The following is a 24,598-nucleotide window of genomic DNA, read 5'->3' on the forward strand; positions in this document are numbered from 1 at the left end:
TGAAGGTGGGGTGCGGCGCCATACCAGGAGCGCGCGCACAAGGGATCGTACCGACCCGACACCACCGACCGCTAAACGGTCACCCTCAGTCCTCGCCCCCGTACACCTCCCCGCACGCCTCCTCGAAGAAGGCCCCTTCTTCATCGGTCCCCTGCAGTGACTTCATCAGCCGGTCCCGCTCGGCGTCGTCCACCTGCACGGGGACGACCCCGCAGGCGCCGGTGAGCCTGCGGAAGCCGCCCCGGCGCTCGAGGCGGCCGTGCACCCGCACCGGGAGCCCGACGAGATGTGCGTGGCCGGCGATGCGGTAGTCCTCCTCGGCCAGGGTGACCCGGACGTGCGGGACCTCGGCGCCCGCGAGCACCCGCAGCCGTACGGTGCCCGCGCCGCGCGGCCCGGAGCGGCGCAGCCGGACCACCGTGCCGGTGATCCGGACCGGCACGGAGGGTTCCCCCTGCACGTAGCGGGCGCCGGCCGCGTTCAGCACGGGCAGGTCGCCGGGCGAGAACTCGACGGGTTCGGCGGAGGCGGCGCAGCCCTCGGGCACTCCGGCCCCGGGGGCCCAGTCGATGGCGATGCGGGCGCCCTCGGTGCCGCGGACGAGCGTGGTGAGCGCCTCGGTCAGCTCGCGGCTGACGCCGGCCTCGACCGCGCCGTCGAAGGCGTCCATGCCGCCGGTGGCCCGCTGGTAGTCGATGGCCTCGCGGGCCGCGTACAGGGCCTGGTGGAGGCGGACGGCGAGCGAGCGGCCGGTGGGCACGGGCACGAAGGCGGTCAGCCGGTGGCCCTCGGCGGTGGGGCCGACGAGGACGTTCTCCAGGAGGCCGGCGGCGGACCGGCGGTGCCGGGCGCCGTAGTAGCCGGCACGCGCGCGCGTGGCGAGCGCGGCCGCGAGGAGCATCTGGCGGGCCGCGGTGCGCAGGCGCTCGTCGGCCGCCCAGGGGGAGGCGCCGACGGGCCCGCTCGGGGTGTCCCGCCACCAGCGGATCTCGTCGCTGGGCACGGCGAGGGAGATCAGCACCTCGCGCGCGGCGGGGGTGTCGCTGCGGGCGAGCGCGTCGAGGGCCTCGCCGAGCAGGTCGTCGCTGTCCGGGAAGGCCCGGCTCTCGGGCACCAGCAGGCTGGTCCCGCCGCTGCCCGGCCCGGGCGGGGTCCAGCGGCCGTAGCGCCCGGCCGCTCCCCCGCGCCGCTGCCAGCCGTGCCGGCGCAGCAGGGCGCCGAGCACGGCGGGGTCGACCTCGGCGGGGTCGGGCGGCCGGGTCCAGGCCAGGTCGTCGGGGTGCGGCCGGACCTGCCGGGCCGGCTCGTCGTACGGGCGGATCCTCATGGCCTGCCTCCCGTCCCGACCCGCGTCATGATCTCGCACAGCGCACGGTCGTCGAAGATGCGCGAGGTCGGTATCCGCACGGTGGTCCGGTGCCGGCCGGTGACCGGATGGCCGGCGAGGTTGACCCAGTAGCAGCAGTGCCTGAGGTCGAGCCGGTCGTGGCTGGCGCGCAGCCAGTCGTCCTGGGAGCGCGGGACCAGCATGACGACCAGGATCTTGTGCACCGAGACGGGCGTGCGGGCGAGTTTGCGCAGGTGGTCGTTGTCGAGGGTGAAGGAGAAGAAGCGGCCCGGCGGGTTCGGCGGGACCTGGTAGGTGCACTTGAGCTGCACCTTGATGGTGACCTCGTCGTCGACGGTGTGTCCGGGTGCGCCGTGGCTGACGTGCCAGTCGATGCCGTTGTCCGGGAAGGGCTGGGACAGCGAGCAGCCCGCCGCGGCGGCGACCGCGTGCAGATAGCCGACCTGCAGTGTCTCCATGCAGGCGGTGGTGGCGAGCGTGCCGCGGACGGTGCCCGAGTGGTCGGGCAGCAGCCCGCCCCGCTCGGGCTGCGCTATGGCCATGACCAACAGCCTTCCAAGCCAAGAGTTTCCCCGCTGCGGGCTGCTGAACTGCAAAGACCCGCACTCCTGTTGTGTCCTCGCGGCGTACGGCGCAAACGGCCCGGGTATCACCAAACGGGCAGAAGACGGAACTTCATCTGCCGTGGGTGAACGAGGAGTTGGGTTGGGATGACGTGCTGGTACGAGGGGGCGCTGGCCGCCTTCGACACGGAGACGACGGGCGTCGACGTGGAGACCGACCGGATCGTGTCGGCCGCCGTCGTCGTCCAGGACGCGCCGGGTACCCGGCCCCGGATCATCCGGTGGCTGGTGAACCCGGGTGTGCCGGTGCCGGAGGGGGCGACGGCGGTGCACGGTCTGACGGACGAACATCTGCAGCACAACGGCCGCTGGCCGGCGCCGGTGATGTTCGAGATAGCCGAGCAGCTGGCCGAGCACGCGGCGATGGGCCGTCCGCTGGTGGTGATGAACGCGCCGTTCGATCTCACGCTGCTGGACCGGGAGTTGCGCCGGCACCGCGCCTCGTCACTGGACCGCTGGTTCGAGACGAGCCCGCTGCACGTGCTGGATCCCCGGGTCCTGGACAAGCACCTGGACCGCTACCGCAAGGGCCGGCGCACGCTGACCGACCTGTGCGCGCACTACGGCGTGACCCTGGAGGGCGCGCACGACGCGGCGGCGGACGCGATGGCCGCACTGGACGTCGTACGCGCCGTGGGCCGCCGTTTCGCGACCCGGCTGGAGCGGCTGAGCCCTGCCGAGCTGCACACGCTCCAGGCCACCTGGCACGCGGCGCAGGCCCGCGGTCTTCAGGCGTGGTTCGCGCGCAGCGGCTCGGAGGAGACGGTGAGCACGGACTGGCCGCTCAGGCCGGAGCTGCCGGCGGCGGCGTAGGGGCTTGGCGGGTACGGGAGTTCACCAGGAGCCTCCGCCACCGCCGCCCGCTCCCCCGCCGACGCCACCGGAGGAGCCGCCGCCGCTGCCACCGGAACTTCCGGAGCCGCTGGAGGAGGGTGCCCTGGAGGACATCGCGGCGGTGACGACGATGCCGAGGGCCAGCGCGGGACCGAACCGCACGGCCGGCGAGGCGCGCCGCCGGGTGGACACGGCGGACGACTCGACGGCGTGCCGCCAGGTGTCGCCCAGGCCGAGTGCGACGGCCCACGCCGTGCAGAGCCGTACCTGGTCGTCGTCGAGCGGTTCCGTGTCGGCAAACGCCGAAGGGTCCGCGAGACAGCGTCGGAACGCCTCGACCCGCAGCAGCTGGGCGCTGCCCTCGGGCGTACGCCGGTGCAGTTCCCAGCCGCGCCGCCACAGCGCGAGGCCGACACCGAAGACGATCACGCCGGCGCCGAGCAGCGGCCCTCCGACCGCGTGGCGGCCGCCGCCCAGTGCGGCGCCCACCGCGCCGGCGAGCAGACCGAGCACGGTGGCGGCGATGCCCACGGGCCGGGCGAGGCGGGCGCGGCGTACGGCGGCCGGGTCCCACAGGCCGGAGTCGGCCTGCCATTGCGTCAGGTGCCGGGCGAGCGCCCGCCAGCCCGTCTCGAAGGACGAGTCGTACTGGCCCAGGGTGATCTCCGCGCGGCCCGCGAACATGTAGCGCAGGACCTCCCCGGTGACCGGGTCGTCCGCCCCCGCACCACGGTTGGGGCGCCGCAGGGTCGGGGCGTGCTCGGCGCCCCCGAGGGTGAGGTGGCCGTCGGCGGCGAGGCCGAGCAGCCAGGCGGCCTGGTGCGCGGGTTCGACCTGCTCGGCGGCCAGGATCCCGCCCTGGGCCGGGCTCAGGTCCTGCGGGGGCAGGAGGCTCGGCGCGGGCGTGCCCGGGCTCCCGTCGGCCCCCGCCGGTGCGGGCCGGTCGCGGCCGGCGAGCCGCAGCAGTCCGATCGTCACCAGGGCCACGGCGAGGGCGAGCGCGACGGAGCAGAGGGCGATCCGCAGTGGATGGGTGACGGTGGTTCCGACGGCCTCGCCGCCGGGCGGCGCGGGCAGGGCCGCCGGGCTGGTGGCACCGCCGCGGGTGGCGTAGAGAGTGAGCCCTTGCTTCCCCCGGAGCCGGTCGACCCTCACGGTGAGGCTGCCCGGATCGGTCTGCTCTGCGGTGCACTTCTTCCGGGATCCGTCGGTGCCCTGGACACAGCGCGGACCGGTGAGGCCGTAGGGGGCGACGGCGTGGATCTCGACGCGGGAGCGGTCGACGGTCCAGCCGGTGCCCACCGCGTCCCAGGCGAGCCGGCCCTTCTTCACGACGTCCCGGAGGGTGTACCGGATGCGGTACCGGTGCACGCCGGTGACGGCCCGGTCGGGGTCGCCCACCTTGATGCGGGTGGCGATCTCCCGGTGGCCGTTGGGTTCGAGGTAGTAGTCGCCGACCGTGAGTTCCCAGGGGACGCGGTGGCCGTCCAGGGTGACGGCGACGTCGGCTTCGTCCTCGTCGTAGGGCAGGTCGGGCAGGTCGCGGTAGATGCCGTGCCGTTCGGTGTCGGGGTATCCGAAGTCGTAGTCGACGACCTCGGTGATGCGGGCGCTGCCGTCGGCGGAGATCCGCGCGCCGACCCACATGGTGGTGACACGTTCGCTGTTGCCGCCGACCCGTGCCAGCGCCACGAGACCGCCCAGCAGCAGCGTGAGGAAGAAGATGCCGATCAGGCTGCGGGTCCGGCGCTGACGCAGTCGCGCGTCAACTCTCGGTCCTTCCTTGCCCTGTTCCGTACCCACGACGCCCCCCTGACGTCAAAAGAGCCGGTCCGCTGTGCGGACCGGCTCTTTCCCGGTGGGCGATACTGGGTTCGAACCAGTGACCTCTTCGGTGTGAACGAAGCGCTCTCCCACTGAGCTAATCGCCCGGGAACGCACTGAACAATACAGGTCCCTGCGGTGTTACTTCAAACCGCTTCCAGGTGACGCAGCAGTCCGCGCCGCCCGGCCGCCATCATCAGCCGATGGTTGAGGCGGAAGACGGGGCGTCCCGGCACGGCCAGCCGTCTGAGCAGGGGCTTGGTGACGTCGACGACCTGGTCGTAGCGGGCCAGCGTGCCCGCACCGTCGGCCGTGACCCTCCAGCGGGCCCAGCCCTCGATGTCTCCGGACACGGCGATCTCCAGGACACCCGCGGACGGGTCGCGGCGTGTCTCGCGGGCGGTGAAGGTCATGGCGTACGGCAGCAGGGAGCGGACGGTGATGACGCCGGTGCTGTCGTCGAGCCGGGTCACCGCCCTTACCTGCGGCCACCAGTCGGGATAGCCCTCGGGCCGCTCCAGCACGGCGTACACGGCGGCCGGCGGGGCGGGCAGGGACCACAGGCTGCGAAAGCGGTAGCGGGACCAGTCCATGGGCAGAGTCTGCCCTGGTGGGCGCCTTGATCTGAGTACGCGTACTCATGCGCCGCCCCATGACGCGAACCACACTCGGGGGACGAGCGCCGCCGCCCGTGCGACGGCGCTCCCCCAACGCCGTCAGCCGGGCATCCGGTCGCCGAGCAGGGCCAGGTTCTCGATGGCCGCGAGGCCGTACAGCGCGGTGTCGTTGGTCGACACCCAGCTCGCCTCGCTCCCGGCGACCAGGGTGGCCGGTCCGGTCAGCTTCTCGGTCTTCCACGGCGAGGACTCGGTGTAGCCGTCGGAGCTGTAGAACTTGGTCCAGGCGCGCTCGGCGAGTGTCGCGTCACCGGTCTGTACGGCGGCGTAGGCATCCAGGCGCGAGTGGCCCTGGAAGAGCAGCAGGGTGCCGAAGTTGCTGCCGTAACGGGCCGCCTGTTCGGCCTTGGTGGCGTTGAAGTAGCGGCAGTAGTCGAGGTAGGCCTCCTTGAACTTCGGCAGGTCGACCAGGTGGATCAGCTCGGCGCACAGCTCGCCCAGGCCGAATACGGCCGAGAGGTGGGAGACCGCCACGACCGGCTTGTCGGCGACGGCGAACCTGCCGGTGTCGATGTCGTACAGGCCGCTGCCCTGGACGAAGCCGTTGGGCTGGGCGGCGATGGTCTCCATGGTGGACAGGACCCGCGCCCTGGCCTTCTCCCACTTGGGGCCCTTGCGCTCCCACTCGGTCAGCCACGCCGACACCAGTCCGCTCCAGTCGGTGCCGAAACCGATCGAGAGGGCGTGCGGGTCGGGGGTGTACGGGTCGGTGCGGACCTTGCGCTGCGGGTCGAGGACGAGGAACGTCTCGTCGGAGTCGACGTTGGCGCGCATGAGGTCGCCGACGCGTTCGTCGGCGGTGAGGAAGTAGTAGAAGCGCCGGTAGGTGGTGTTGGCGATGCGCTGCTGTTTGGCGCTGTCGGCGAAGTGCTGGACCCCGTGCCGGGTGCCGAGGCCCGCCCACTTGCCGAGGTGGTAGACGTCGACCTCGCCGGTGTGCCGGGTCATCGCCTCGGCGAAGCGGAAGATGTCGGAGCGGCCGCTTCTCAGGTACGCGTACCAGAGCCACAGGTCGGGCGAGAGCTCGGAGTTGTCCCAGGCATAGCCGCCGATGTCGTACCGCCACACGTGCCGGGCCGAGTCGTAGGTGTGCATGATGTCGCCGTAGTCCCAGAAGCCGTACCAACGGCGCATCTCCACCTGGTCCTTGTAGTAGGTGAAGAGGAAGTCGAGGTGGTCCTCGATCTTCGCCTTGGCGGCGGTGGAGCGGTCCGGCTCGGAGTAGAGGCCGGGGCCGAAGACCTTGGCCTTGATGAGCTGCTTGGGCGGGGCGGCGAGCTGCGGCAGTGTGCGTACGGCCGTCACCTGGTCGGCGAGGGTCTCGGCCGCGGGCGTCGACTCGTTGGCCCAGAAGAGGAGTTCGGAGGTGCGGGCGATGCCGTAGGGGGTGCCGAACTCCGGCTCGTAGTCCTCGTAGGTGATGTTGAGGCCTTCGAGCTGCTCGGCGTAGGTGTCCTGGCCCATGCCGTCGTGGTAGAAGCGCAGGTCCATGGGCTGCGCCTCGGGCGACCAGAGCCAGAGGGTGACGGTGGCCTCGTCGGTGTGGGCGTCGCGGATGTCGAGCTGGGCCGGGAACTTCTCCCAGAAGTCCCTGAGGCCGAAGGAGAATCCGCCGCTGGCGCCGCCGACGTAGCCGAAGCCGGAGGCCCGCCCGCCGCCGCCGGCGGTGATCCAGCCGTAGCCCTTCTTGGTGCGCTTGCGCAGGGTGAAGCCGTCGGCGGAGAGCTGGGAGAGCGTGTAGTCGCCCCAGTGCGGGATGTACTGCAGGCGGGTGGTGACACGCTGGTCCCAGGTGGACGGGTCGGGCAGCTTCCGGCCCGCGTACTGGGCGGCCTGGACGGCGGCGCCGGGGTCGCGGCGCAGTCCGGTGATGCCCTGTACGGCCTCCCGCAGCAGGCCGGTGCCCTCGCCGCCGATGCGGATGTGCCGGTCGTAGGCCGCGTCCCGCATCGGCACGGCGAACCGTACGCCGAGCCCGCGGATGAAGTCGCCGCCGGCCTTGCCGGGCTCCAGCGTGCCGTCGTAGGTGATGGTGTGCACCATGCGGAAGGACTCGGAACCGGCGTAGAAGTACAGCCGGATCGAGAAGGGAAGCCAACTGCGGTCTCCCTTGCGGTGCTTGCCGTCGATGCGGACCACCGCGCGGACCGGGCCGTCCTGTTCGACGGTGACGTCGTCGATCGCGCCGTCGAAGCGCTCCGTCCTGACCGTGCCCTGGTCCTCGTCCTCGGCCTCGGGCTGCCGGACGAGCACGAGCCGCCCGTTCCTGGCGATCTCGGTCGATCCCCGGGTGACCGACCTGATGAGGGTCGAGCCGTTCTTCCCGATCTTCGCGGTGATGACACCGGTGGAGACGTCGATGGTGCCGCCGCTCCTGTCGACGGTGACCTTCCGGTCGGGGGCCTTGGGGGTGCCGGCCGTGAGGGTGAGCTTGCCGGAGCCCGAACTGACCGCGTGCGCGGTCCACTTGAGGGAGCCGTCGGGCCAGTGGGCGAGCGGCCAGGTCTGTACGGGGACGTCCTTGCCGTCGGCGTCCGTGAGCGCGAAGCTCTGGTCCTCCTGGTAGGCGCCCATCGGCCAGGGCACGCCGACGGTGGAGCCGGGCGCGGCGCCGAGGCCGCCGTCCTCCAGCCAGTCCAGGGTGACCGGGTCGGCGCCGTCGGCCGCTGCCGCGGGCGCGGCCTGCGCGTCGCTCGCCCCCAGTGCCCAGCTGAACTGGGCGGCGGCTCCGGCGACGGCGGCCGCCTTCAGGAGGGACCTGCGGGGAATGGGAGACATGGTCTTTCCTTCCGTGCGGGCACATGCGAACTGATCAGGGGCATGACAGATACGGGTACGGCGCCGGGGGCACCGACCTTGATCGAGAGCACCGCGGGCTCAGCGGCGCCGGTACCGCTCCTCCACGGCGACGGCCGCCGCCGCGACGGCCCCGAGCACAGGGACCGCCAGCGGTGCGATGAGCAGAGCGGAACAGCAGGTCAGGACCGCTCCGCCGACGAGCAGGAAGGATCCGGCGGGGTCGAGGACCGTACGGCGGCCCGCGTCGGCGAGCAGGGCGCGCCAGCGGCTGCCCGGAGTCCACACGGCCGCCGCGCGCAGCGCGGCCACGGCGAGGCCGAGCAGCGCGAACAGACCCCCGGCACCGACGAGCGGCCCGCCGGGCAGCCCCGCGCGCACGGCCTGGACGTCCACCCAGCCGAGCGCCACCGCGACCCACCCGACGGCCCCGACGGCCCAGCCACCGCGCAGCGCGCTCCGGAAGTCGGCGGCGAACTCCCGCCGGCCGCCGCCCTCATACGCCGTACAACGGCGCAGATGCCGGGCACCGGCGGCGAAGGCTGCCGGGTAGGTGACGACTCCGAGGGAGGCCACCGCGATCCACACACCGGTGAGCAGACACTCGGCGAAGACCCCGAACCTCTCCGCGACCACGGACTCCCTGCGCGGCTTCACACGTGCTTCCGCCATGGTGGCTGCCTCAGCCCTTCAGTCCGGAGGTCGCCATGCCGTCGATCAGGTACCGCTGGAAGGCGAGGAAGAACAGCAGCACCGGCAGCAGCGCGACCAGGGACATGGCGATCATGCCGCCGTAGTTGGCGGCCACGCCGTCGGAGTCGCGGAACATCATCAGGCCGAGGGAGACGGTGTACTTGCCGGGTTCGTTGAGGTAGATCAGCGGGCCCATGAAGTCGTTCCAGGCGTTGATGAAGGTGAAGATCGCACTGGTGATCAGCGCGGGCCGGCACAACGGCAGCACGATCGACCAGTAGATGCGCAGGTGGCCGCAGCCGTCGAGCCGGGCGGCCTCGTCCAGCTCGCGGGGCAGGTTGCGCATGAACTGCACCATCAGGAAGACGAAGAAGGCCTCGGTCGCGAGGTACTTGCCGATCAGCAGCGGGGTGTAGGTGTTGATCCAGCCCAGCTTCTGGAACATCACGTACTGCGGGATCAGCAGCACGTGGTACGGCAGCAGCAGGGTGCCGATCATCAGGGAGAAGAGCAGGTCGCGGCCGGCGAACCGGATGCGGGCGAAGGCGTAGGCGGTGAGCGAGCAGGAGATGAGCACGCCGACGACGGCACCGACGGCGTAGAAGAGGGAGTTCTGGAAGAAGGTCCAGATCCCGATGTCCGCGATGCCGTCGGCCAGGCCCTTGAAGTTGGACAGGATCGGATGGGACGGGAACACCGTGAGGCTGTTGATGATGTCCTTGCTGGGCTTGAACGAGGCGCCGATCACCCAGACCACCGGGTAGAGGATGACCGCGAGGATCAGCAGGGCGCCGAGGTGCCAGGCGAGGGAACCGGCGCGCTTGCGGCCGACCGCGTTCATCGGGCGTCCTCCTCGTAGTGCACCCACTTCTTCTGGGACCAGAAGAGGACGGCCGTCACCAGGGCCACTGCGAGCAGCAGCATCCAGGCCATCGCGGCGGCGAAGCCCATCTGGGCGTTCTTGAATCCCTGCTGGTACAGGTAACAGGTGTAGACGAGCGTGGCGTCGGCCGGTCCGCAGTAGGTGTTGGAGACGACGTAGGCCGAGCCGAAGATCTGGAACGAGTGGATGGTCTCCAGGAGCACGTTGAAGAACAGCACCGGGGAGATCATCGGCAGGGTGATGTTCCAGAACTTCCGCAACGGTCCCGCCCCGTCCATCTCGGCGGCCTCGTACAGCTCCCTGGGCACCTGCTTGAGCCCGGCCAGGAAGATGACCATGGGGGCCCCGAACTGCCAGACGGTCAGCGCGACCAGGCAGTACAGCACCCAGTCCGCGTTGCCGACCCAGCCGCCGACATGGAAGCCGAGGAAGGTCTGGGTACGGTCCACGACGGCGCCGTCGGAGAAGAGCGAACGCCAGACGAAGCCGACCGAGACGCTCGCGCCGATGAGCGAGGGCGCGTAGAAGGCGGCCCGGTAGAAGGACTGGCCGCGGCGGCTCTGCGCGAGGAGCAGGGCGACTCCGAGGGCGAGCAGCAGCTTCAGCGGAGTGCCGATGACGACGTACTTGGCCGTCACCTCCACCGACTTCTGCCAGCGCGGGTCGTCGAGCATCTTGGTGAAGTTGGCGAACCCGACCCACTTCGGGGTGTTGAAGAGGTTGTAGTCGGTGAACGCGAAGTACAGCGAGGCGACCATCGGGCCCGCGGTCAGCAGCAGGAAGCCGGCGATCCACGGGGACATGAAGAGGTAGCCGGCGAGGTTCTCCCGGCGGCGGCCCGGCCGCCGCGCGGTGGTGCGGGCGGCCGGGCGCGCCTTGCGGGTGGCGGGCGCGGAGTCCTTGACGAGCGTCACGGCACGTCCCATCAGGCCTGGAAGGCTGCCTCGGACTCGGTGAAGAACTGCTTCACCGCATCCGCGACCTTGGTCTTTCCCTGTCCGAGGTCGCCGCCGAGGCGCAGGAAGGCGGCCTCGACGGTGTCGGCGCCGGAGGGGTGCGGGGTGATCGTGCCGAGGACGCCGGACTTGGCGATGTCCTCCTCGTACTGCGCGATCTCCTTGTTCACCGCGTCGGTCGGCCTGAACGCCTCGTACTGCTCGGTGCTCGCGAGGATGCCCCGGTCGTAGCCCATGATCTTGCCGACCTCGGGGTCGTGGACCATGAAGTCGATGAACTGGGCGACCTCCTTGGGGTGGGCGGTGCGGGCGGAGGCGCTGAGCATCAGGGATGCGAGGTACTGACCGGTGTTCTTGCCGTCGGTGGTGGGGATCGGGGCGAGGCCGTAGGAGCTGTCGCCTTCCGCGGAGTAGCGGACGGTGAAGTTGTCCCAGGTGAACTCCGAGGCGCCGTGGCCAGCGGAGAGGGAGGACTTGGGCATGTCCTGCTGGACGACCTTCGGGTCGGTGACGATGCCGGCCTTGACGCGGTTGTAGCCGTCCGTCCACCACTCCGTCAGGTCGGTCTTGTCGAAACCGAGTCCGTCCTTGGTGAAGAAGGCCTTCCCGTTCTGGCGGAGGTAGAGGTCGTACAGGTACATGATGGCGAAGTACCCGGTGTCCCCGGCCACCTTCGTCTTGTCGTGGACGGTCTTCAGGGCCTTGAAGTACTCGTCCCAGGTCCAGCCCGGCTGCGGCTCGACGCCCGCTTCCCGGAAGACCTTCTTGTCGATGACGAGCGCCATGGTGTTGGAGCCGACGGGAACGCCGAGCTGCTTGCCGTCGACCTCGCCGACCTTCGTGACACCCGCGCGGAAGTGATCCAGGCTCAGATTGCCCGCCTGCACCTGCGACTCGAGATCCAGAAGAATTCCGCGCTTGTCGTACTTCCGAAGAAATGTGACGGCGTTCTGGAAAACGTCCGGGGGATTTCCGCCGGCCGCCTGCGTCTGGAACTTCTCCCAGAACGACTGGTACGTCTGAAAGTCGGTCTTGACCTTGATCTTCGGGTACTTCTTCTCGAAGAGCGCGATCGTCTGGTTGATCTTCTTGGCCCGCTCCTCGGCACCCCACCACGAGTAACGGATCGTCACCGTCCCGTTCCCGGAACCGCTTTCGCCACCGCACCCGGTCGTCGCGGCGAGCCCGAGCGCGGCGGCCGAGGCCCCGGCCGCCTTCAGGATCGTACGCCTCTCAAGATTCCTGCTGGTTCCCACAGTCGGGCCCCTCCCCGCAGCGTCGTCGCCGCCGCCATGAATCGTTTCAAGTAAGCGCTTGCTGGCACAAGTTACGGAGGGGCCGGAGGTGCGTCAATGATTCGGACAGGATTTTCTTCGGGACGGGGGGCGGGGCGCGGCGCGGCCGGCCGGGCCGTGAGGGCCCCTGGGCGGGGCGATTGCACAGGTCAGGGGTGGCTGCCAGGCGGGCGGGGAAGCCGGTCGCCAGGAAGTCGTGGCCTCCGCGGAGTGCTCCCACTGGACGAAGTGGCCACAGCCGTCCGGAGCGGGGCGGCGGGGCCCGGCAGGCCGGCCGGAAACACGTCGGTGGACACCTCGGGGTCGTCGTCGCGCAGGAGTGCGGCCACGGCCTGGCAGAACGCCGGGCGAGACGCAAGCAGGGCCTCCTCGTCCGGGGTGGCCAGCCACCCGAATCTCGGCGGCCTCGACGTTCTCGGCCGCGCGGCGAGGAGGGCATCCAGCCGACTCAGCGGCTCTCCCCGGGGGGGATGCAGTCGGAAGGTGTCGCCGGTGCGCGGGCACGAGCCCACGGCCGCCGTGCGAGGGCCGGGGAGGATCGTGGCGACGTACCGGGCGGCGGGTACCGCGGCCGGGCAGATCCGCTCTTCGAACCGCAGCGGCTCCAGATCCCTGCTCACGGCCCGGGCCTGGACTGCCGGATCCGGATGCAGGTGTCCCCACGGCTCCGCAGGCCGGCCCGGTCGGTGCTCCGCTGCACGGCCTCGGGATCAGCCGGGTCGAGCGTCGCCCGACAGCCCGCCTCAGTGCTCCGGATCGTCCGGGATCCGACCCTGCGGACCGACTGGGTGACAGAGTGAAGTCGGAACGATGATCAACCGGACGGCGTAACGCCCACGGAAACCTTTGGGGAGCGCGCACACGACGACGGCCCACCTGCTGTTCGCAGGTGGGCCGTCGGTTCCGGGTGGGCGATACTGGGTTCGAACCAGTGACCTCTTCGGTGTGAACGAAGCGCTCTCCCACTGAGCTAATCGCCCGGGCGCAGGAAGAACATTACCCCATGTCAGGGGGTGCCTCCGACCACGCCCGGGTCCGCGATCACTGGTCCTTGATCTTCCACGGCATCACGATGCCGAACTTCCACAGGTAGACCCCGACCAGCGCGCCCACGATCACCAGGCCGATCACCGTCAGCGTGATGTTCCGGCGCCGCACCCTGGGGTCGAGGGCCTTCTGGGCCGCCTCGGTGACCTTGCGTTTCGTCCAGCGCAGCACGAGCTGGGCCCAGACGAACTCGGTCGCCCAGATCGCCATGCCCGCGAAGATCACCACCCAGCCCGGGCCGGGGAGCGGCAGCATGACGATGCCCACCACCACGACCGCGAGGCCGACCACGAAGATGCCGACCTGCCAGCTCAGGTGCAGGACCCGGCGGGCCTTGATGAAGGCCGGCGCCCGGGATCCCAGCCCCTGCTCGGACTGCTCCGCGCCCGCCGGCACGTCCGCCTTGTCAGCCTTGTCCGTGTTGTCCGCCGCCACGGCGACCTCGCCCGGCTCGTCACTCCCCGTATTCATACAGACAAACCCTACCGGAGTGAATCCAGTCACCGGAATGGTCGTAGGTCTCGTACGAGTTCTCGGCCGGAAGAGTTACGTAAAGACACGCAAAACCCTCAGAGGGGTTTACAACGGCACCGTAGGTGGCATGTCGATTTCGCCGACGTGCGAATCCCCGAGCGCACACTGAGCGAAAGGCCCTGGCGCTTATGAACACCACGGTCAGCTGCGAGCTGCACCTGCGCCTCGTTGTGTCGAGCGAGTCATCCCTGCCTGTCCCCGCAGGCCTGCGGTACGACACGGCCGACCCCTACGCCGTGCACGCCACCTTCCACACCGGAGCCGAGGAGACCGTCGAGTGGGTGTTCGCCCGCGACCTCCTCGCCGAGGGGCTTCACCGGCCCACCGGCACCGGCGACGTCCGCGTCTGGCCGTCCCGCAGTCACGGTCAGGGCGTCGTCTGCATCGCCCTGAGCTCTCCGGAAGGGGAAGCCCTGCTGGAAGCCCCGGCACGGGCCCTGGAGTCCTTCCTGAAGCGAACCGACGCCGCCGTGCCGCCCGGCACGGAACACCGGCACTTCGATCTGGATCAGGAGCTCTCGCACATCCTGGCGGAGAGCTAGGCCGCGGCCACCTCAAAGCCGCCCGGCGCCGTCCACTCGGGGAGACGGCTCGGGCCAAGACAACCGCATACGGCACAGGCCGACGCCGTCACCGTGAGTGCTCACGGGGCGGCGTCGGCCTGTTTTCCGGCCACATCGAGGCATATCGTGCAGGCACGGGACGCAGTCGGGAACCGCCGAGGGCACGGAGGCGTTCTACCGGGCAATCGCCGGTGGGCGGCCCCCGGTGCGGTGGGCGCGGTTGTCGCTACCATCGGCCAGCATCGGCGGGCGCCCGCCCGACCCTCAGGCCAGGGAGCGAAACGTGCTGATCACCCACGACACCCGGTGTGCCCTAGACACCGTGGTGGATCTGGTGAACACCGCGCCGGAGGACGACTCGGCGGCGGACGGGCTGTCGGACGTCGCGGCTCTCGCTGACTTCGTGCGCAGTCACGCGATCAGCGATGTCGGGGTGCTGTCGGAGTTCGACCTGTCGGCGGTGCGCAAGGTCCGGGGCAGGTTCGCGGGGATCTTCGCGGCTCCGGACGCCCGGTCCGCCGCGGGGATGATCAACGAGCTGGTCGCAGCGGCCGGCACCACCCCTCGGCTGACGGACCACGACGACTACGACTGGCACGTGCACTACTTCGCCCCCGGCGCCTCCGTGGCCGACCACCTGGCGGCCGACTGCGGGATGGCGCTCGCCTTCTTCGTGGTGGCCGGGGAGCAGGAGCGGCTGCGGCGCTGCGAGGCGCCAGACTGCCGGCGTGCCTTCGTGGATCTCTCCCGCAACCGCTCGCGCCGCTACTGCGACAGCCGCACCTGCGGGAACCGGCTGCATGTGGCCGCCTACCGGGCCCGGCGAAAGGAAGCGGCGGGCTGACCCCCGGGGACACACCTCGTCGACGCCGGTCCCGGCGGGTGACGCCGGGACGGACGTGTACGGCTCACAGCAACAGCAGGTCGTGCAGCGCAGCCATGAGGAGCAGACACCCGATCACCGCAAGGAAGATCATCAGCGGTGGCTGGGAAAGGGCGAAGAGGCATCCGCGCGGCTCGTCCTTCGGCGGCGCGGCCTCGCTCTGTCTCGTGTCCAGCATCTCGCGGTGATGATGACCCAGGGGATGCCCCCTTGGCGATCACCACGGCTTCAAGTGCGGTACTTCACCGATTTCCGTACCGGTCCGTTCGACTTGCTTCCGGTTATGAACGGTTTCAGGTCATATGCCGTGCTTCTTCAGGATGGCCTCGATGTCGCTGAAGTCGTCGGCGGAGGTGCTGGCGGGCGGCGCGCCCGCGGGGCGAGCTGCAGGCCGGGCCGCCGGGCCCAGCGAGGGGGCCGAGGCGGAAGGGGCCACCGCGTCGCGTCCGGCGGCCCGAGCCGCCCTGCGCTCCGCGCGGGTGCCTCCGCGCCTGCGCTCCACGGCCCGTGTCGTCGCGAACAGTGCCCAGGCAGCGCCCAGCACACCGAAGCCGGCCCAGGCCGTCGGGCTGAACGCAGTGTCGGCCAGCCAGCCGACGACGCCCGTCATCACCAGGCCGATCGGGACGAGCGCGTAGGCGGTGATGCGCGCGGCGGCCAGGAAACGCTTGCGGTAGGCGGTGACCGCGGCGACGCCGAGGCCGGCCGCGGAGACGGCGGAACACACGGTCTCGGCAATCATCCGGTCCTCCTGGCGGGCTCGATGGGGCACGGCGGGGCGCGGGGTGCGCTTCGTCCCTTCCATCCTGCACCGCCCGGTCCCCGCGATGCCATGCTCCGGCCCGACATCAGGGAGATCTCCGGGTCGCCTCCTCCCGAGGTGCCGGTGGACGCCTACCGTCCGATTCGGTACCCGGGGTCCGGCCTGGAAGACTGGTGCGCATGAGCGACTCCTCCCCCGCACGCACCGAAGCGCCCGTCCTCGACGTCTGGTGCGAACTCCAGTGTCCCGACTGCCGCAGCGCCCTGGACGACCTCCGCGCCCTGCGCGCCCGTTACGGCGACCGGCTGGAGCTGCGGCTGCGGCACTTCCCGCTGGAGAAGCACAAGCACGCCTTCGCCGCCGCCCAGGCCGCCGAGGAGGCGCTGGAGCAGGGGCAGGGCTGGGCCTACGTCGAGGCGGTACTCGGCCGGGTCGAGGAGCTGGACCGCGAGGGAGAGCCCTTCCTGGTCGAGGTCGCCCGCGAACTGGGGCTGGACGCCGAGGAGTTCGACACCGCACTGATCGACGGGCGGCACATCCTGATCGTCGACGCCGACCAGGCCGAGGGCAAGGCGATCGGCGTCACCGGCACGCCGACCTATGTCATCGGCGGCGAGCGCCTCGACGGCGGCAAGAGCCAGGAGGGGCTGCGCGAGCGCATCGAGGAGATCGCGGACCGGCTGCTGGCCCGACCGCAGGCCTGAGCGGCCGCAGGAGGAATTCGCTACAGAAGGTCCTTGTACAGGGAGTACCGCGTCGTCTCGTAGCCGAGCGACTCGTACAGCCGCTCGGCCGGGGTGTTGCCCGCGAAGACGTTGAGGCCGAGGGTGCGGCGGCCGGCGGCGATCGCCTGCCGCTCCGCCAGCAGCATGAGCGTACGGCCGTGGCCTCGGCCGCGGTGCGCCCCGTCGGCCTCCACGTCGAAGACGAAGGCCTTGCCGTCCTGCAGGGACACCCACAACGTGCCCACCCGCACACCCTCGTGCTCGAGCACGCTGAACAGCATGTCCTCGGTGGCGAGCCCGTGCGGCAGCAGGGTCTCGTGGTCGTGGCGCGACTTGGCGTACGCCTCGGCCTCGGGCACGCCCCGCTCGATCCAGACGCGTGCGTAGCCCTCCGACTCGTATGCGAGCCACGCCTCGAACTCGGCCGCGCCCATGGGGCGCTCCAGGCTGCCGACGGGCAGTTCGGGCGGGACCTCGCCGAGCGGCTTCTCCATGCCGCGGCTGCGATGGACATAGCCGAGCGCCTCGAAGAGCCGCAGCGCGGCCCCGGCGGCCCCGGCGGCCCCGTCTACGCCTGTCTCGATCTGCTGGCAGCCCCAGCTGCGCGCCACCTCCTCGGCGGCGAGCACGGCCACCGTGCCCCGGCCGCGACGGCGGTCCGGCTCGTCGATGCGCAGGTCCATGATCCGGGCCATCCGGTCACCGAAGGCGGCTGACGTCCCGAGATGCATCGAGCCGACCGGGCGGCTGTTCACGCACACCTGGTAGCGGCGGGAACACGTCCCGTCGGTGTTGTGCTGGAGCGGCTCGGTCGGCCGCAGGGTCGTCGTCATCACGGGTTTTCTACCCGCTCCGGAGCCCCGGGGCAGCCGAATTTCCGGCTTCTGTCAGGGATCCAGGTCCTCCCCGGCCCGGTCCTCGAAGATCCGCATCGCCTTCGCGGTGACCGGGCCCGGCGCACCGGGCAGTTCCCGGTCGTCGACGCGGTGCACGGCCTGGACGTCCCTGAGGGTGGACGTGAGGAAGACCTCCTCGGCGCGTTCCAGCACGTCCAGCGGCAGGTCGGTCTCCTTGGCGCCGGTCCACTCGACGGCGAGGGCGCGGGTGATGCCGGGCAGGCAGCCGGAGGCGACCGGCGGGGTGTGGATCTCGCCGTCCAGGACCACGAAGACGTTCGACCCGGTGCCCTCGCAGAGCTGTCCGACCGTGTTGCCGAACAGCGCCTCGGAGGCGCCGTGTTGGTGGGCGCGGGCGAGAGCGACGACGTTCTCGGCGTACGAGGTGGTCTTCAGGCCGGTGAGTGCGCCGCGCTCGTTGCGGGTCCAGGGGACCGTGATCACGGCCGTGGAGTCGGGGCGGCGCGTGGTCTCGCCGAGCGCGACCACCAGGGTCGGGCCGTGCTCGCCGCGGTCGGAGCCGAGGGGGCCGTGGCCGCCGGTGTAGGTGATGCGCAGCCGGCCCAGCGGCATCGGGTTGGCCTCCAGGACGGCCGCGCAGGCGCGGCGGACCTCGGCGTGGTCGGGGTCGGGCAGGCCCAGGCCGCGGGCCGAGCGGGTCAGCCGGTCGAGGTGGCGGGTGAGCGCGAAGGGCTGCCCGTCCACCGCCTTCACCGTCTCGAAGATGCCGTCTCCGACGGTCAGCCCGTGGTCGAAGACGGAGACCCGGGCCGACTCCAGGTCCTGCAGCGTGCCGTCCAGCCAGATCCTCATGACAGAGCCCCTCCACTCACCTCGTACGTCCCCGACGCTACCGCGAGCAGCCGGGACGCCTTCAGCTCGGTCTCGCGCCACTCCCCCTCGGGATCGGATCCCCAGGTGATGCCGGCGCCGGTGCCGAAGCGGAGCATCGCGGCACCCTCGGAGGACCGGTCGATCCAGAACGTCCGGATGCCCACGGCCAGCTCGCCGGCACCCCGGTCGGCGTCGACCCAGCCGATGCCGCCGCAGTACGGGCCACGGGGTGCCGTCTCCAGCGCCTCGATGATCCTCAGCGCGCTCGACTTGGGGGCGCCGGTGACCGAGCCGGGCGGGAAGGCCGCGGCGAGCAGTTCGGGCCAGCCGGTGCCGTCACGCAGCTCGCCGCGGACGGTGGAGACCAGGTGGACCAGGCCGGGGTGCTTCTCCACGGCGCACAGGTCGGGGACGGTCACGCTGCCGGTGGCGCAGACGCGCCCGATGTCGTTGCGGACCAGGTCCACGATCATCACGTTCTCGGCGTAGTCCTTCTCCAGGAGGTCCGCCTCGGTCCGCCCGGTGCCCTTGATGGGTCCCGACTCGACGGTACGGCCGTCCCGGCGCAGGAACAGCTCGGGCGAGGCGGTGGCGATCTCCACGCCGTGCTCCGGCAGCCGGATCGTGCCGGCGTACGGCGCCGGGTTGCCGCGGGCCAGCAGGGCGGTCAGGGCGTCCACGTCGGCGCCGGGGGCGACGGGTGCGCTGAGCACCCGGCAGAGGTTGGCCTGGTAGACCTCGCCGGCCGCGATGTGCTCGCGGATCCGGCCGACGGCCGCGGTGTAGGCGGCCCGGTCCAGGGAGGTGGTCCAGTCCCCCACCGCCGGGCCGTGCCAGCCGCCGGGCACCGGGGCGGGCACCGGCTCCTCCCGTACGTGCGCGAAGCGGGCGCAGGTCAGCCGGCCCTCGAAGTCCGCGCAGACGGCCCAGAAGCCGGAGGAGTCCAGGGCGGCGGGATCGTCGGTGACGTCGAGGAGGCCGGTGGCGAGGCGGGCGCCGAAGCGGGCGAGAGGAGGGAGGCCGGAAGGGAGGTCGAGCACGTGGTCGAGTCTAGGGCGGGTGGCCGAAAGGTGGCCCGGGCATGTCCCCTCGGGGGCCCTGACCACGCGCTCCGTGGAGTGCAGCGCAGCACGCTGCGCAAACGCGTTTTTGTACTGGCCCGGGAATCCGCTAGAGTTCAACACGTCGCCGGGACGCGAGAGCGGACCGAAACGACAAGCGGACGTAGCTCAGTTGGTAGAGCGCAACCTTGCCAAGGTTGAGGTCGCGAGTTCGAGCCTCGTCGTCCGCTCGAAGGAAGAAGGGGTCTTCCCGATCCCCTACACTCCTGGTGGAGTGGCCGAGAGGCGAGGCAACGGCCTGCAAAGCCGTCTACACGGGTTCAAATCCCGTCTCCACCTCCAAGGACGATTAGCTCAGCGGGAGAGCGCTTCCCTGACACGGAAGAGGTCACTGGTTCAATCCCAGTATCGTCCACTGGATCTTCTCGAAGATCCGAACCCGCGCGATTAGCTCAGCGGGAGAGCGCTTCCCTGACACGGAAGAGGTCACTGGTTCAATCCCAGTATCGCGCACTGACTGTGACTCCCATGTCACAGCCTGCGGACGATTAGCTCAGCGGGAGAGCGCTTCCCTGACACGGAAGAGGTCACTGGTTCAATCCCAGTATCGTCCACACGCCAGGAAGCCCCCGGTCTCACGACCGGGGGCTTCTTCGTGCACTCAGCTGGAGAACAGCATGTGCGCCCAGCTCTTCTGGTGGCCGTGGTGGCCATGATGACCGTGGCCGCCGTGGTGACCGCCGTGCGGGGCGCCCCAGGCCGGCGCGGGCGGCGCCGGGTACGCCTGCGGGGCGGTCGGCGGGACGGGCTTGACCCACTGGGCCTCCAGCTGGGTCAGGGCCTCCAGCTCGCCGTAGTCGAGGAAGATGCCGCGACAGCCGCTGCACTGCTCGATCTGGACGCCGTTGCGGTTGTAGGTGTGCATCGGCGCATGGCACTTCGGACACTGCATGGTCGGCTCAACTCCTCGCCGGTTGGTCCTGCTTCGTGTTTCCCCAGGACAGACTCCGTCCGGCCCTGGTCGGTTGCACCCTACGCCCGGAATCCGTGCGTCAACTGGTGGGGGATGGAACTCATTCGGGCACAGGCGTCCACCAGGGCCTGTTCCACCTCGTCCAGCGGGCGGTCCGCCGCCAGCGCCTTGGTGAGCGCGCGGGCCGCGGTCTGCACGGTCAGGGCGCGGGCCGGGGCGTCGAGGGCGGGCCAGGGGTCGCCGTCGGCGGGTACGGCGGGGCCGCCGGCCTCGCGGTAGGCGGCCAGGAAGCGGGCCCACTCGTCGGGCGGGAGGAGTCCGCAGGCGTACCAGGAGGCGGGGCGGGCGAGGTCCCACGCGGGGACGCCGACGCCGAGGTCGTCCACGTCTATCAGCCGCCAGGGGCCGTCGGGTGCGGGACGGCGGACCAGCTGACCGAGGTGGAGGTCGCCGTGGCAGAGGGCCGGGGTGCCGGGCATGGGGGCCTCGGCGCGGGCCCAGGCGGGGAGGGTGTGCCAGGCCTGCAGGACGGGGGGTGCGGCGGGATGGGGCGCGGTGCCCACGGCCGTACGCAGGCGGTGGATGGCGTGGGCGGCCTTGGCGGGGCCGCGCATCGGGGGCAGGGGGGCGGGAGGGGGCGTCCGGTGCAGCCGGGCGAGGAGTGTGGCGGCGGCTTCCCAGGGGGCGGCGGCCGGGTCGTCCGGGTCCACGGGGGCACCGTACGGCCAGAAGGTCACCAGGCGGTTGTGGAGGGTGACGGGGGTGGTGGTGAGCGGGGCGAGGAGGACGTCCGGGAGCCGGGCCGCCGCGGCGAGGCGGAGGGTCAGTTCGGCGGGATCGGTGTCCGGGGCGTGGGCCTTTGCGACGGTGTCGGCGTGACGGACGACGGTGGCGTCGGGGCGGTCGGCCAGGGGGGTGGTGCCACAGGCGCAGGTGGCTCCGCCGGTTCGGGGGTGGGCGGTGGCTGCGAGTCTTGCGGTGAGAGCGGCGAGCAGGTTCACGGAGGCCTCGGTGGGTGGGGTGTCCGGGGTGAGCGTACGCGGGGCGCGGGAGGGGGCTGCGGTGGTGCTGCACAGGTACGGGGACGGCAACTCCCCGGGGGCGCGGGGAACTGCGCGATCAGCCCCCACCGTCCCGCAGGGGAAATGACGAAGGCCCGAAACGGCGCAATGCCGGCGCAGCTCCCCAGCTGCGCCGGCATTTGTGCCGTCCGTCGCACCCCCGTCCCCACGGGGTTTCATGGATCGATGTCCCCGCCCGGACCGCTCTTCCGGGCCTGGGGTCGCCGCTCAGCGCCCCAGCATCGCACCCACGGACGACGCCTGTGTGGCCACTGTCTCCCAGCCGTCGAAGACGAGGAGGAGCAGGGCCGCCAGGGGAAGGGCCATGAGCGTCGCCACCAGGGGGTGGCGACGACCCGTCCGGCGAGGGGCGAACGTCGTGCGTCGCGGTGCCGGGTGGGCCATGGTCCCTCTCCTGACCGTCTCGGTTGTCGTTTTTGCAGCGGCGGGTGCCTGACCTCGGGGGACGAGTGCTGCACCCGCCGCTTGACCTCAAATCTAGGCACGCGGCCCCCGAAGGGCGTCATGCCTTCGTACCGAATCGCGGGCCTCCCGGAGGATGAGCCATGACCTGCGGAGTACTCCCCTGGGTGGAGACGAGGTCCTAGGTCTCGGGGTCTTCCCGGAGGGGTCGCCCGCCGTGTCCACTCATTTCCGGACCATTCGACGGGTGGGGCGAGTGACTTCGATCACTTCGAGCGGGGTGAGGGGGTGTGATGCGTCCGCACGGTGGCCGGTTCCGGGTGGCGGCTGGGAGGGCGGGCACCGTGTTCCTTCCGTGGGCGCTCATCCCCGTCCATGGTCACTCCGGCCGGGGTCAACCTCCCTGCCACGTCCGTATGTTGAAGTCACAGGTGCCCCAAAGACACCGCAGAGACCGGCTTCCTGACCGTCTTTCACCTCGCGCTCCCGCCGCGCACAATCCATCCGCCCCAGAGGGCGCGGCCTCTGCGCGCAGGCGGCTGTGGAAACGTAAGCTGTGCCACGTCACAGGGACCGGGCAGCGGGGATGAACATGGCGATGATGCGCCTGAGGCGCGAGGACCCGCGCGTCGTCGGCTCGTTCAGGCTTCACCGACGGCTCGGCGCGGGCGGAATGGGCGTGGTCTACCTCGGCTCCGACAAGAAGGGGCAGCGGGTCGCGCTGAAGGTGATCCGGCCCGATCTTGCGGAGGATCAGGAGTTCCGCTCGCGGTTCGCCCGTGAGGTCTCGGCGGCCCGGCGCATCCGGGGCGGCTGCACCGCACGCCTGGTGGCGGCGGACCTGGAGGCCGACCGGCCGTGGTTCGCGACGCAGTACGTGCCCGGGCCCTCCCTGCACGACAAGGTCGCCGACGAGGGTCCGCTCGGCGCGGCCGAGACGGCGGCGGTCGGCGCGGCCCTGTCCGAGGGACTCGTCGCCGTGCACGAGGCCGGTGTCGTCCACCGGGACCTGAAGCCCTCCAACATCCTGCTGTCCCCCAAGGGGCCGCGGATCATCGACTTCGGCATCGCCTGGGCCACCGGCGCCTCCACGCTCACCCACGTCGGCACCGCCGTCGGCTCCCCCGGCTTCCTCGCTCCCGAGCAGGTGCGCGGCGCGGCCGTCACCCCGGCCACGGACGTCTTCTCCCTCGGCGCGACCCTGGCCTACGCCTCGACCGGCGACTCGCCCTTCGGGCAGGGCAGTTCCGAGGTGATGCTGTACCGCGTGGTGCACGAGGAGCCGCAGCTGTACGGCGTTCCGGACGCCCTCGCCCCGCTGGTGCGGGCCTGCCTGGCCAAGGATCCCGACGACCGGCCCAGCACCCTCCAACTGTCGCTGCGGCTCAAGGAGATCGCCGCCCGTGAGGCGCAGGGCCTGGCCGACGTACGGCCGCCCGCGCCGCGCGCCGCGGAGGCCGACCGGCCGACCGGACGGCTGGTGGACACCTACCCCGAGCCGCAGCGCGCCCAGCGGCGCACCGCCCCCGGCACCCCGGTGCCGCGCGGCGGCACGCCCGCCCGGGGCGTTACCCCCTCGCGGGGCGGCAGCGCCTCGCGCGGCGGGGGCGTCCCCTCCCGGCCGGGCACGGCCCGTCCCACTCCGGCGCCCCGCTCCGGCGGCACCCGCTCGGGCAGCGGGAGCCGGCCCGCTCCGCGCAGCGGTACCGGGCGTCCGGCGCCCCGCTCCACGGGGACCGGCCGCCGGCCGGCCAATCCCCGGCTGCTGCGCCAGCGGCTGTTCGTGTTCGTGGTGGTGACGCTGCTGGTGGCGCTCGGTATCGCGGTGGCACAGGGCTGTCAGGGCCCGGCCCGCGGGCTCGGCGACGATGGTGGCGACGGCCGCCGGCAGCAGCACGTACAGCCGAGCTTCACGCCGCTGGACGACGGGAAGGCGATGTCCCAGCGGTACGAGTCGACCTTCGAGTCCGGGTCCGGCTCGGGGAACTGAGCTCCCCGGACCGGCTCAGGACCCGGGCCGTCCCGAGGCCACCGCGTAGAAGGCCACCGCGGCCGCCGCCCCCACGTTGAGGGAGTCGACCCCGTGGGACATGGGGATGCGCACCCATTCGTCGGCGGCGACCAGGGCCTGCGTGGACAGGCCGTCGCCCTCGGCGCCGAGCATCAGCGCGACCCTGTCCATCCGGTGCGGGGCGGCCTCGTCCAGACTCCTGGCCTTCTCGTCCGGAGTGAGGGCGAGGAGCGTGAAGCCCGCCTCGCGCACCGACTCCAGCCCCTTGGGCCAGGTCTCCAGGCGGGCGTACGGCACGGAGAACACCGCACCCATGGAGACCTTGACGCTACGGCGGTACAGCGGGTCGGCGCAGTCGGGCGACAGCAGTACCGCGTCCATGCCGAGGGCGGCCGCCGAGCGGAAGATCGCGCCTATGTTGGTGTGGTCGTTGACCGACTCCATGACCACCACCCGGCGGGCCGAGCGGAGCAGTTCCGCCGCCGTCGGCAGCGGTTTGCGCTGCATGGAGGCGAGGGCGCCGCGGTGCACGTGGTAGCCGGTGACCTGCTCGGCGAGCTCCGGGCTGACCGCGTACACGGGGGCCGGGAGTTCGTCGATGACGTCGCGCATGACGTCGATCCACTTGGCCGAGAGCAGCATGGAGCGCATCTCGTAGCCGGCTTCCTTGGCCCTTCGGATGACCTTCTCGCCCTCGGCGATGAACAGGCCCTCGGCCGGCTCGCGCTTGCGGCGCAGTTCGACGTCGGTCAGGCCCGTGTAGTCGCGCAGGCGCGGGTCGTCGGGATCCTCAACGGTGATGAGATCGGCCACAGGGTGATACTGCCTTGTCCTGGGTGTGCTGCCAACGGCTGGGAACGGGTTGTGTTACCCCGGGTTACGCGCCGGCTCCGCC

The 24,598-nt window shown here is 71.4% G+C and carries 24 protein-coding genes and 7 tRNA genes; 10 read left to right on the plus strand and 21 right to left on the minus strand.

The genetic code is table 11. From position 1 onward, the window contains the following. Window positions 1-85 precede the first annotated feature (85 nt). Window positions 86-1,327: a hypothetical protein gene (locus ACIF83_RS32115; protein ID WP_393475780.1), complete on the minus strand. Its 1,242-nt coding sequence runs from the start codon at window positions 1,325-1,327 to the stop codon at window positions 86-88. Further along, window positions 1,324-1,890 (minus strand): DUF4365 domain-containing protein, encoded by a 567-nt coding sequence (locus ACIF83_RS32120; RefSeq protein WP_393475783.1) that lies wholly within the window; start codon window positions 1,888-1,890, stop codon window positions 1,324-1,326. The genes ACIF83_RS32115 and ACIF83_RS32120 overlap by 4 nt, the downstream gene beginning before the upstream one ends. A 168-nt stretch (window positions 1,891-2,058) precedes the next feature. Here ACIF83_RS32120 and ACIF83_RS32125 point away from each other — a divergent pair, with 168 nt between their 5' ends. Beyond that, window positions 2,059-2,784 carry a 3'-5' exonuclease gene (locus ACIF83_RS32125; RefSeq protein ID WP_393475786.1) on the plus strand — a complete coding sequence of 242 codons (726 nt, stop codon included), beginning with the start codon at window positions 2,059-2,061 and terminating at the stop codon, window positions 2,782-2,784. A gap of 21 nt (window positions 2,785-2,805) precedes the next feature. Here ACIF83_RS32125 and ACIF83_RS32130 read toward each other — a convergent pair whose 3' ends face one another. The 10 genes from ACIF83_RS32130 to ACIF83_RS32175 all read right to left on the minus strand — a co-directional run bounded on the left by ACIF83_RS32130 (window position 2,806) and on the right by ACIF83_RS32175 (window position 13,447). After that, window positions 2,806-4,608, minus strand: a complete 1,803-nt coding sequence (locus ACIF83_RS32130; protein ID WP_393475789.1) for a DUF2207 domain-containing protein — start codon at window positions 4,606-4,608, stop codon at window positions 2,806-2,808. Window positions 4,609-4,664: 56 nt separating this feature from the next. Further along, window positions 4,665-4,736: transfer RNA gene (locus tag ACIF83_RS32135), tRNA-Val, on the minus strand. Between the two features lie 39 nt (window positions 4,737-4,775). Next, a complete protein-coding gene (locus tag ACIF83_RS32140; protein WP_393475792.1) occupies window positions 4,776-5,222 on the minus strand; it encodes an SRPBCC family protein in 447 nt (148 codons plus the stop codon). Between the two features lie 123 nt (window positions 5,223-5,345). Beyond that, window positions 5,346-8,084: a Tat pathway signal sequence domain protein gene (locus ACIF83_RS32145; RefSeq protein WP_393475795.1), complete on the minus strand. Its 2,739-nt coding sequence runs from the start codon at window positions 8,082-8,084 to the stop codon at window positions 5,346-5,348. A 99-nt stretch (window positions 8,085-8,183) separates the two neighbouring features. After that, window positions 8,184-8,774: a hypothetical protein gene (locus ACIF83_RS32150; protein ID WP_399732178.1), complete on the minus strand. Its 591-nt coding sequence runs from the start codon at window positions 8,772-8,774 to the stop codon at window positions 8,184-8,186. A gap of 10 nt (window positions 8,775-8,784) precedes the next feature. Continuing rightward, a complete protein-coding gene (locus ACIF83_RS32155; RefSeq protein WP_399732181.1) occupies window positions 8,785-9,636 on the minus strand; it encodes a carbohydrate ABC transporter permease in 852 nt (283 codons plus the stop codon). Then, complete coding sequence (locus ACIF83_RS32160) at window positions 9,633-10,592, minus strand: carbohydrate ABC transporter permease (protein WP_399732183.1); 960 nt, start codon at window positions 10,590-10,592, stop codon at window positions 9,633-9,635. The genes ACIF83_RS32155 and ACIF83_RS32160 overlap by 4 nt, the downstream gene beginning before the upstream one ends. Window positions 10,593-10,603: 11 nt before the next feature. After that, entirely contained in the window at window positions 10,604-11,890 is a 1,287-nt protein-coding gene (locus tag ACIF83_RS32165) for an ABC transporter substrate-binding protein (protein ID WP_399732187.1), read from the minus strand. A 947-nt stretch (window positions 11,891-12,837) separates the two neighbouring features. Then, window positions 12,838-12,909, minus strand: a tRNA-Val gene (locus ACIF83_RS32170). A gap of 61 nt (window positions 12,910-12,970) precedes the next feature. After that, window positions 12,971-13,447, minus strand: coding sequence for a TIGR02611 family protein (locus ACIF83_RS32175; protein WP_399732190.1), 477 nt, complete (start codon window positions 13,445-13,447; stop codon window positions 12,971-12,973). 191 nt (window positions 13,448-13,638) lie between these two features. On the opposite strand from ACIF83_RS32175, the gene ACIF83_RS32180 reads away from it, so the two are divergent. Both ACIF83_RS32180 and ACIF83_RS32185 read left to right on the plus strand, forming a co-directional pair. Next, a complete protein-coding gene (locus ACIF83_RS32180) occupies window positions 13,639-14,052 on the plus strand; it encodes an SsgA family sporulation/cell division regulator (RefSeq protein WP_004002642.1) in 414 nt (137 codons plus the stop codon). Window positions 14,053-14,356: 304 nt separating this feature from the next. Next, on the plus strand, window positions 14,357-14,917 hold the full coding sequence (locus ACIF83_RS32185) for a CGNR zinc finger domain-containing protein (protein WP_393475814.1): 561 nt from the start codon (window positions 14,357-14,359) through the stop codon (window positions 14,915-14,917). A gap of 64 nt (window positions 14,918-14,981) precedes the next feature. On the opposite strand, the gene ACIF83_RS32190 is transcribed toward ACIF83_RS32185, so the two are convergent. Together ACIF83_RS32190 and ACIF83_RS32195 are read right to left on the minus strand one after the other, a co-directional pair. Continuing rightward, entirely contained in the window at window positions 14,982-15,134 is a 153-nt protein-coding gene (locus ACIF83_RS32190) for a hypothetical protein (RefSeq protein WP_165289388.1), read from the minus strand. Window positions 15,135-15,254: 120 nt separating this feature from the next. Beyond that, window positions 15,255-15,698 carry a hypothetical protein gene (locus ACIF83_RS32195; RefSeq protein WP_393475817.1) on the minus strand — a complete coding sequence of 148 codons (444 nt, stop codon included), beginning with the start codon at window positions 15,696-15,698 and terminating at the stop codon, window positions 15,255-15,257. A gap of 200 nt (window positions 15,699-15,898) precedes the next feature. Between ACIF83_RS32195 and ACIF83_RS32200 the strand changes: the two genes are divergently transcribed. Continuing rightward, a complete protein-coding gene (locus ACIF83_RS32200) occupies window positions 15,899-16,423 on the plus strand; it encodes a DsbA family protein (RefSeq protein ID WP_399732195.1) in 525 nt (174 codons plus the stop codon). Window positions 16,424-16,443: 20 nt separating this feature from the next. On the opposite strand, the gene ACIF83_RS32205 is transcribed toward ACIF83_RS32200, so the two are convergent. Genes ACIF83_RS32205 through ACIF83_RS32215 form a run of 3 tightly spaced genes read right to left on the minus strand, consistent with a single transcriptional unit; the run spans window position 16,444 to window position 19,214 of the window. Continuing rightward, window positions 16,444-17,277: a GNAT family N-acetyltransferase gene (locus tag ACIF83_RS32205; RefSeq protein ID WP_399732198.1), complete on the minus strand. Its 834-nt coding sequence runs from the start codon at window positions 17,275-17,277 to the stop codon at window positions 16,444-16,446. Window positions 17,278-17,331: 54 nt separating this feature from the next. After that, window positions 17,332-18,153 carry an aminotransferase class IV gene (locus tag ACIF83_RS32210; RefSeq protein WP_393475825.1) on the minus strand — a complete coding sequence of 274 codons (822 nt, stop codon included), beginning with the start codon at window positions 18,151-18,153 and terminating at the stop codon, window positions 17,332-17,334. Further along, a complete protein-coding gene (locus tag ACIF83_RS32215) occupies window positions 18,150-19,214 on the minus strand; it encodes a chorismate-binding protein (protein WP_393475828.1) in 1,065 nt (354 codons plus the stop codon). The genes ACIF83_RS32210 and ACIF83_RS32215 overlap by 4 nt, the downstream gene beginning before the upstream one ends. Before the next feature lie 178 nt (window positions 19,215-19,392). Between ACIF83_RS32215 and ACIF83_RS32220 the strand changes: the two genes are divergently transcribed. The 5 genes from ACIF83_RS32220 (at window position 19,393) to ACIF83_RS32240 (ending at window position 19,849) form a co-directional block, all read left to right on the plus strand. Further along, window positions 19,393-19,465 (plus strand) — tRNA-Gly (locus tag ACIF83_RS32220). A gap of 38 nt (window positions 19,466-19,503) precedes the next feature. Beyond that, window positions 19,504-19,577, plus strand: a tRNA-Cys gene (locus ACIF83_RS32225). Between the two features lies 1 nt (window position 19,578). Next, window positions 19,579-19,650: transfer RNA gene (locus ACIF83_RS32230), tRNA-Val, on the plus strand. A 26-nt stretch (window positions 19,651-19,676) separates the two neighbouring features. Beyond that, window positions 19,677-19,748, plus strand: a tRNA-Val gene (locus tag ACIF83_RS32235). A 29-nt stretch (window positions 19,749-19,777) separates the two neighbouring features. Beyond that, a tRNA-Val gene (locus tag ACIF83_RS32240) sits at window positions 19,778-19,849 on the plus strand. A 47-nt stretch (window positions 19,850-19,896) separates the two neighbouring features. Here the strand turns inward: ACIF83_RS32240 and ACIF83_RS32245 are convergent. The 3 genes from ACIF83_RS32245 to ACIF83_RS32255 all read right to left on the minus strand — a co-directional run bounded on the left by ACIF83_RS32245 (window position 19,897) and on the right by ACIF83_RS32255 (window position 21,674). Next, window positions 19,897-20,187 carry a zf-TFIIB domain-containing protein gene (locus ACIF83_RS32245; protein WP_393475831.1) on the minus strand — a complete coding sequence of 97 codons (291 nt, stop codon included), beginning with the start codon at window positions 20,185-20,187 and terminating at the stop codon, window positions 19,897-19,899. A gap of 80 nt (window positions 20,188-20,267) precedes the next feature. Then, a complete protein-coding gene (locus ACIF83_RS32250; RefSeq protein WP_398139581.1) occupies window positions 20,268-21,209 on the minus strand; it encodes a phosphotransferase family protein in 942 nt (313 codons plus the stop codon). Window positions 21,210-21,497: 288 nt separating this feature from the next. After that, window positions 21,498-21,674 carry a hypothetical protein gene (locus ACIF83_RS32255; RefSeq protein ID WP_393475837.1) on the minus strand — a complete coding sequence of 59 codons (177 nt, stop codon included), beginning with the start codon at window positions 21,672-21,674 and terminating at the stop codon, window positions 21,498-21,500. A 604-nt stretch (window positions 21,675-22,278) separates the two neighbouring features. On the opposite strand from ACIF83_RS32255, the gene ACIF83_RS32260 reads away from it, so the two are divergent. After that, window positions 22,279-23,682 carry a protein kinase gene (locus ACIF83_RS32260; protein WP_393475840.1) on the plus strand — a complete coding sequence of 468 codons (1,404 nt, stop codon included), beginning with the start codon at window positions 22,279-22,281 and terminating at the stop codon, window positions 23,680-23,682. A 15-nt stretch (window positions 23,683-23,697) separates the two neighbouring features. Here ACIF83_RS32260 and ACIF83_RS32265 read toward each other — a convergent pair whose 3' ends face one another. Beyond that, entirely contained in the window at window positions 23,698-24,516 is an 819-nt protein-coding gene (locus tag ACIF83_RS32265; RefSeq protein ID WP_393475842.1) for a TrmH family RNA methyltransferase, read from the minus strand. Between the last annotated feature and the right edge of the window lie 82 nt (window positions 24,517-24,598).

Origin of the sequence: Streptomyces sp. NPDC085866, assembly GCF_044541035.1 — a bacterium.
GTDB lineage: Bacteria > Actinomycetota > Actinomycetes > Streptomycetales > Streptomycetaceae > Streptomyces.

Excerpts from the sequence above, each read along its gene's own strand:
- ACIF83_RS32115 (WP_393475780.1), bottom strand. The coding sequence starts at position 1,327 with ATGAGGATCCGCCCGTACGACGAGCCGGCCCGGCAGGTCCGGCCGCAC.
- ACIF83_RS32120 (WP_393475783.1), bottom strand. The coding sequence starts at position 1,890 with ATGGCCATAGCGCAGCCCGAGCGGGGCGGGCTGCTGCCCGACCACTCG.
- ACIF83_RS32125 (WP_393475786.1), top strand. The coding sequence starts at position 2,059 with ATGACGTGCTGGTACGAGGGGGCGCTGGCCGCCTTCGACACGGAGACG.
- ACIF83_RS32140 (WP_393475792.1), bottom strand. The coding sequence starts at position 5,222 with ATGGACTGGTCCCGCTACCGCTTTCGCAGCCTGTGGTCCCTGCCCGCC.
- ACIF83_RS32145 (WP_393475795.1), bottom strand. The coding sequence starts at position 8,084 with ATGTCTCCCATTCCCCGCAGGTCCCTCCTGAAGGCGGCCGCCGTCGCC.
- ACIF83_RS32150 (WP_399732178.1), bottom strand. The coding sequence starts at position 8,774 with ATGGCGGAAGCACGTGTGAAGCCGCGCAGGGAGTCCGTGGTCGCGGAG.
- ACIF83_RS32155 (WP_399732181.1), bottom strand. The coding sequence starts at position 9,636 with ATGAACGCGGTCGGCCGCAAGCGCGCCGGTTCCCTCGCCTGGCACCTC.
- ACIF83_RS32175 (WP_399732190.1), bottom strand. The coding sequence starts at position 13,447 with ATGAATACGGGGAGTGACGAGCCGGGCGAGGTCGCCGTGGCGGCGGAC.
- ACIF83_RS32180 (WP_004002642.1), top strand. The coding sequence starts at position 13,639 with ATGAACACCACGGTCAGCTGCGAGCTGCACCTGCGCCTCGTTGTGTCG.
- ACIF83_RS32190 (WP_165289388.1), bottom strand. The coding sequence starts at position 15,134 with ATGCTGGACACGAGACAGAGCGAGGCCGCGCCGCCGAAGGACGAGCCG.
- ACIF83_RS32195 (WP_393475817.1), bottom strand. The coding sequence starts at position 15,698 with ATGATTGCCGAGACCGTGTGTTCCGCCGTCTCCGCGGCCGGCCTCGGC.
- ACIF83_RS32200 (WP_399732195.1), top strand. The coding sequence starts at position 15,899 with ATGAGCGACTCCTCCCCCGCACGCACCGAAGCGCCCGTCCTCGACGTC.
- ACIF83_RS32205 (WP_399732198.1), bottom strand. The coding sequence starts at position 17,277 with ATGACGACGACCCTGCGGCCGACCGAGCCGCTCCAGCACAACACCGAC.
- ACIF83_RS32210 (WP_393475825.1), bottom strand. The coding sequence starts at position 18,153 with ATGAGGATCTGGCTGGACGGCACGCTGCAGGACCTGGAGTCGGCCCGG.
- ACIF83_RS32245 (WP_393475831.1), bottom strand. The coding sequence starts at position 20,187 with ATGCAGTGTCCGAAGTGCCATGCGCCGATGCACACCTACAACCGCAAC.
- ACIF83_RS32255 (WP_393475837.1), bottom strand. The coding sequence starts at position 21,674 with ATGGCCCACCCGGCACCGCGACGCACGACGTTCGCCCCTCGCCGGACG.
- ACIF83_RS32260 (WP_393475840.1), top strand. The coding sequence starts at position 22,279 with ATGAACATGGCGATGATGCGCCTGAGGCGCGAGGACCCGCGCGTCGTC.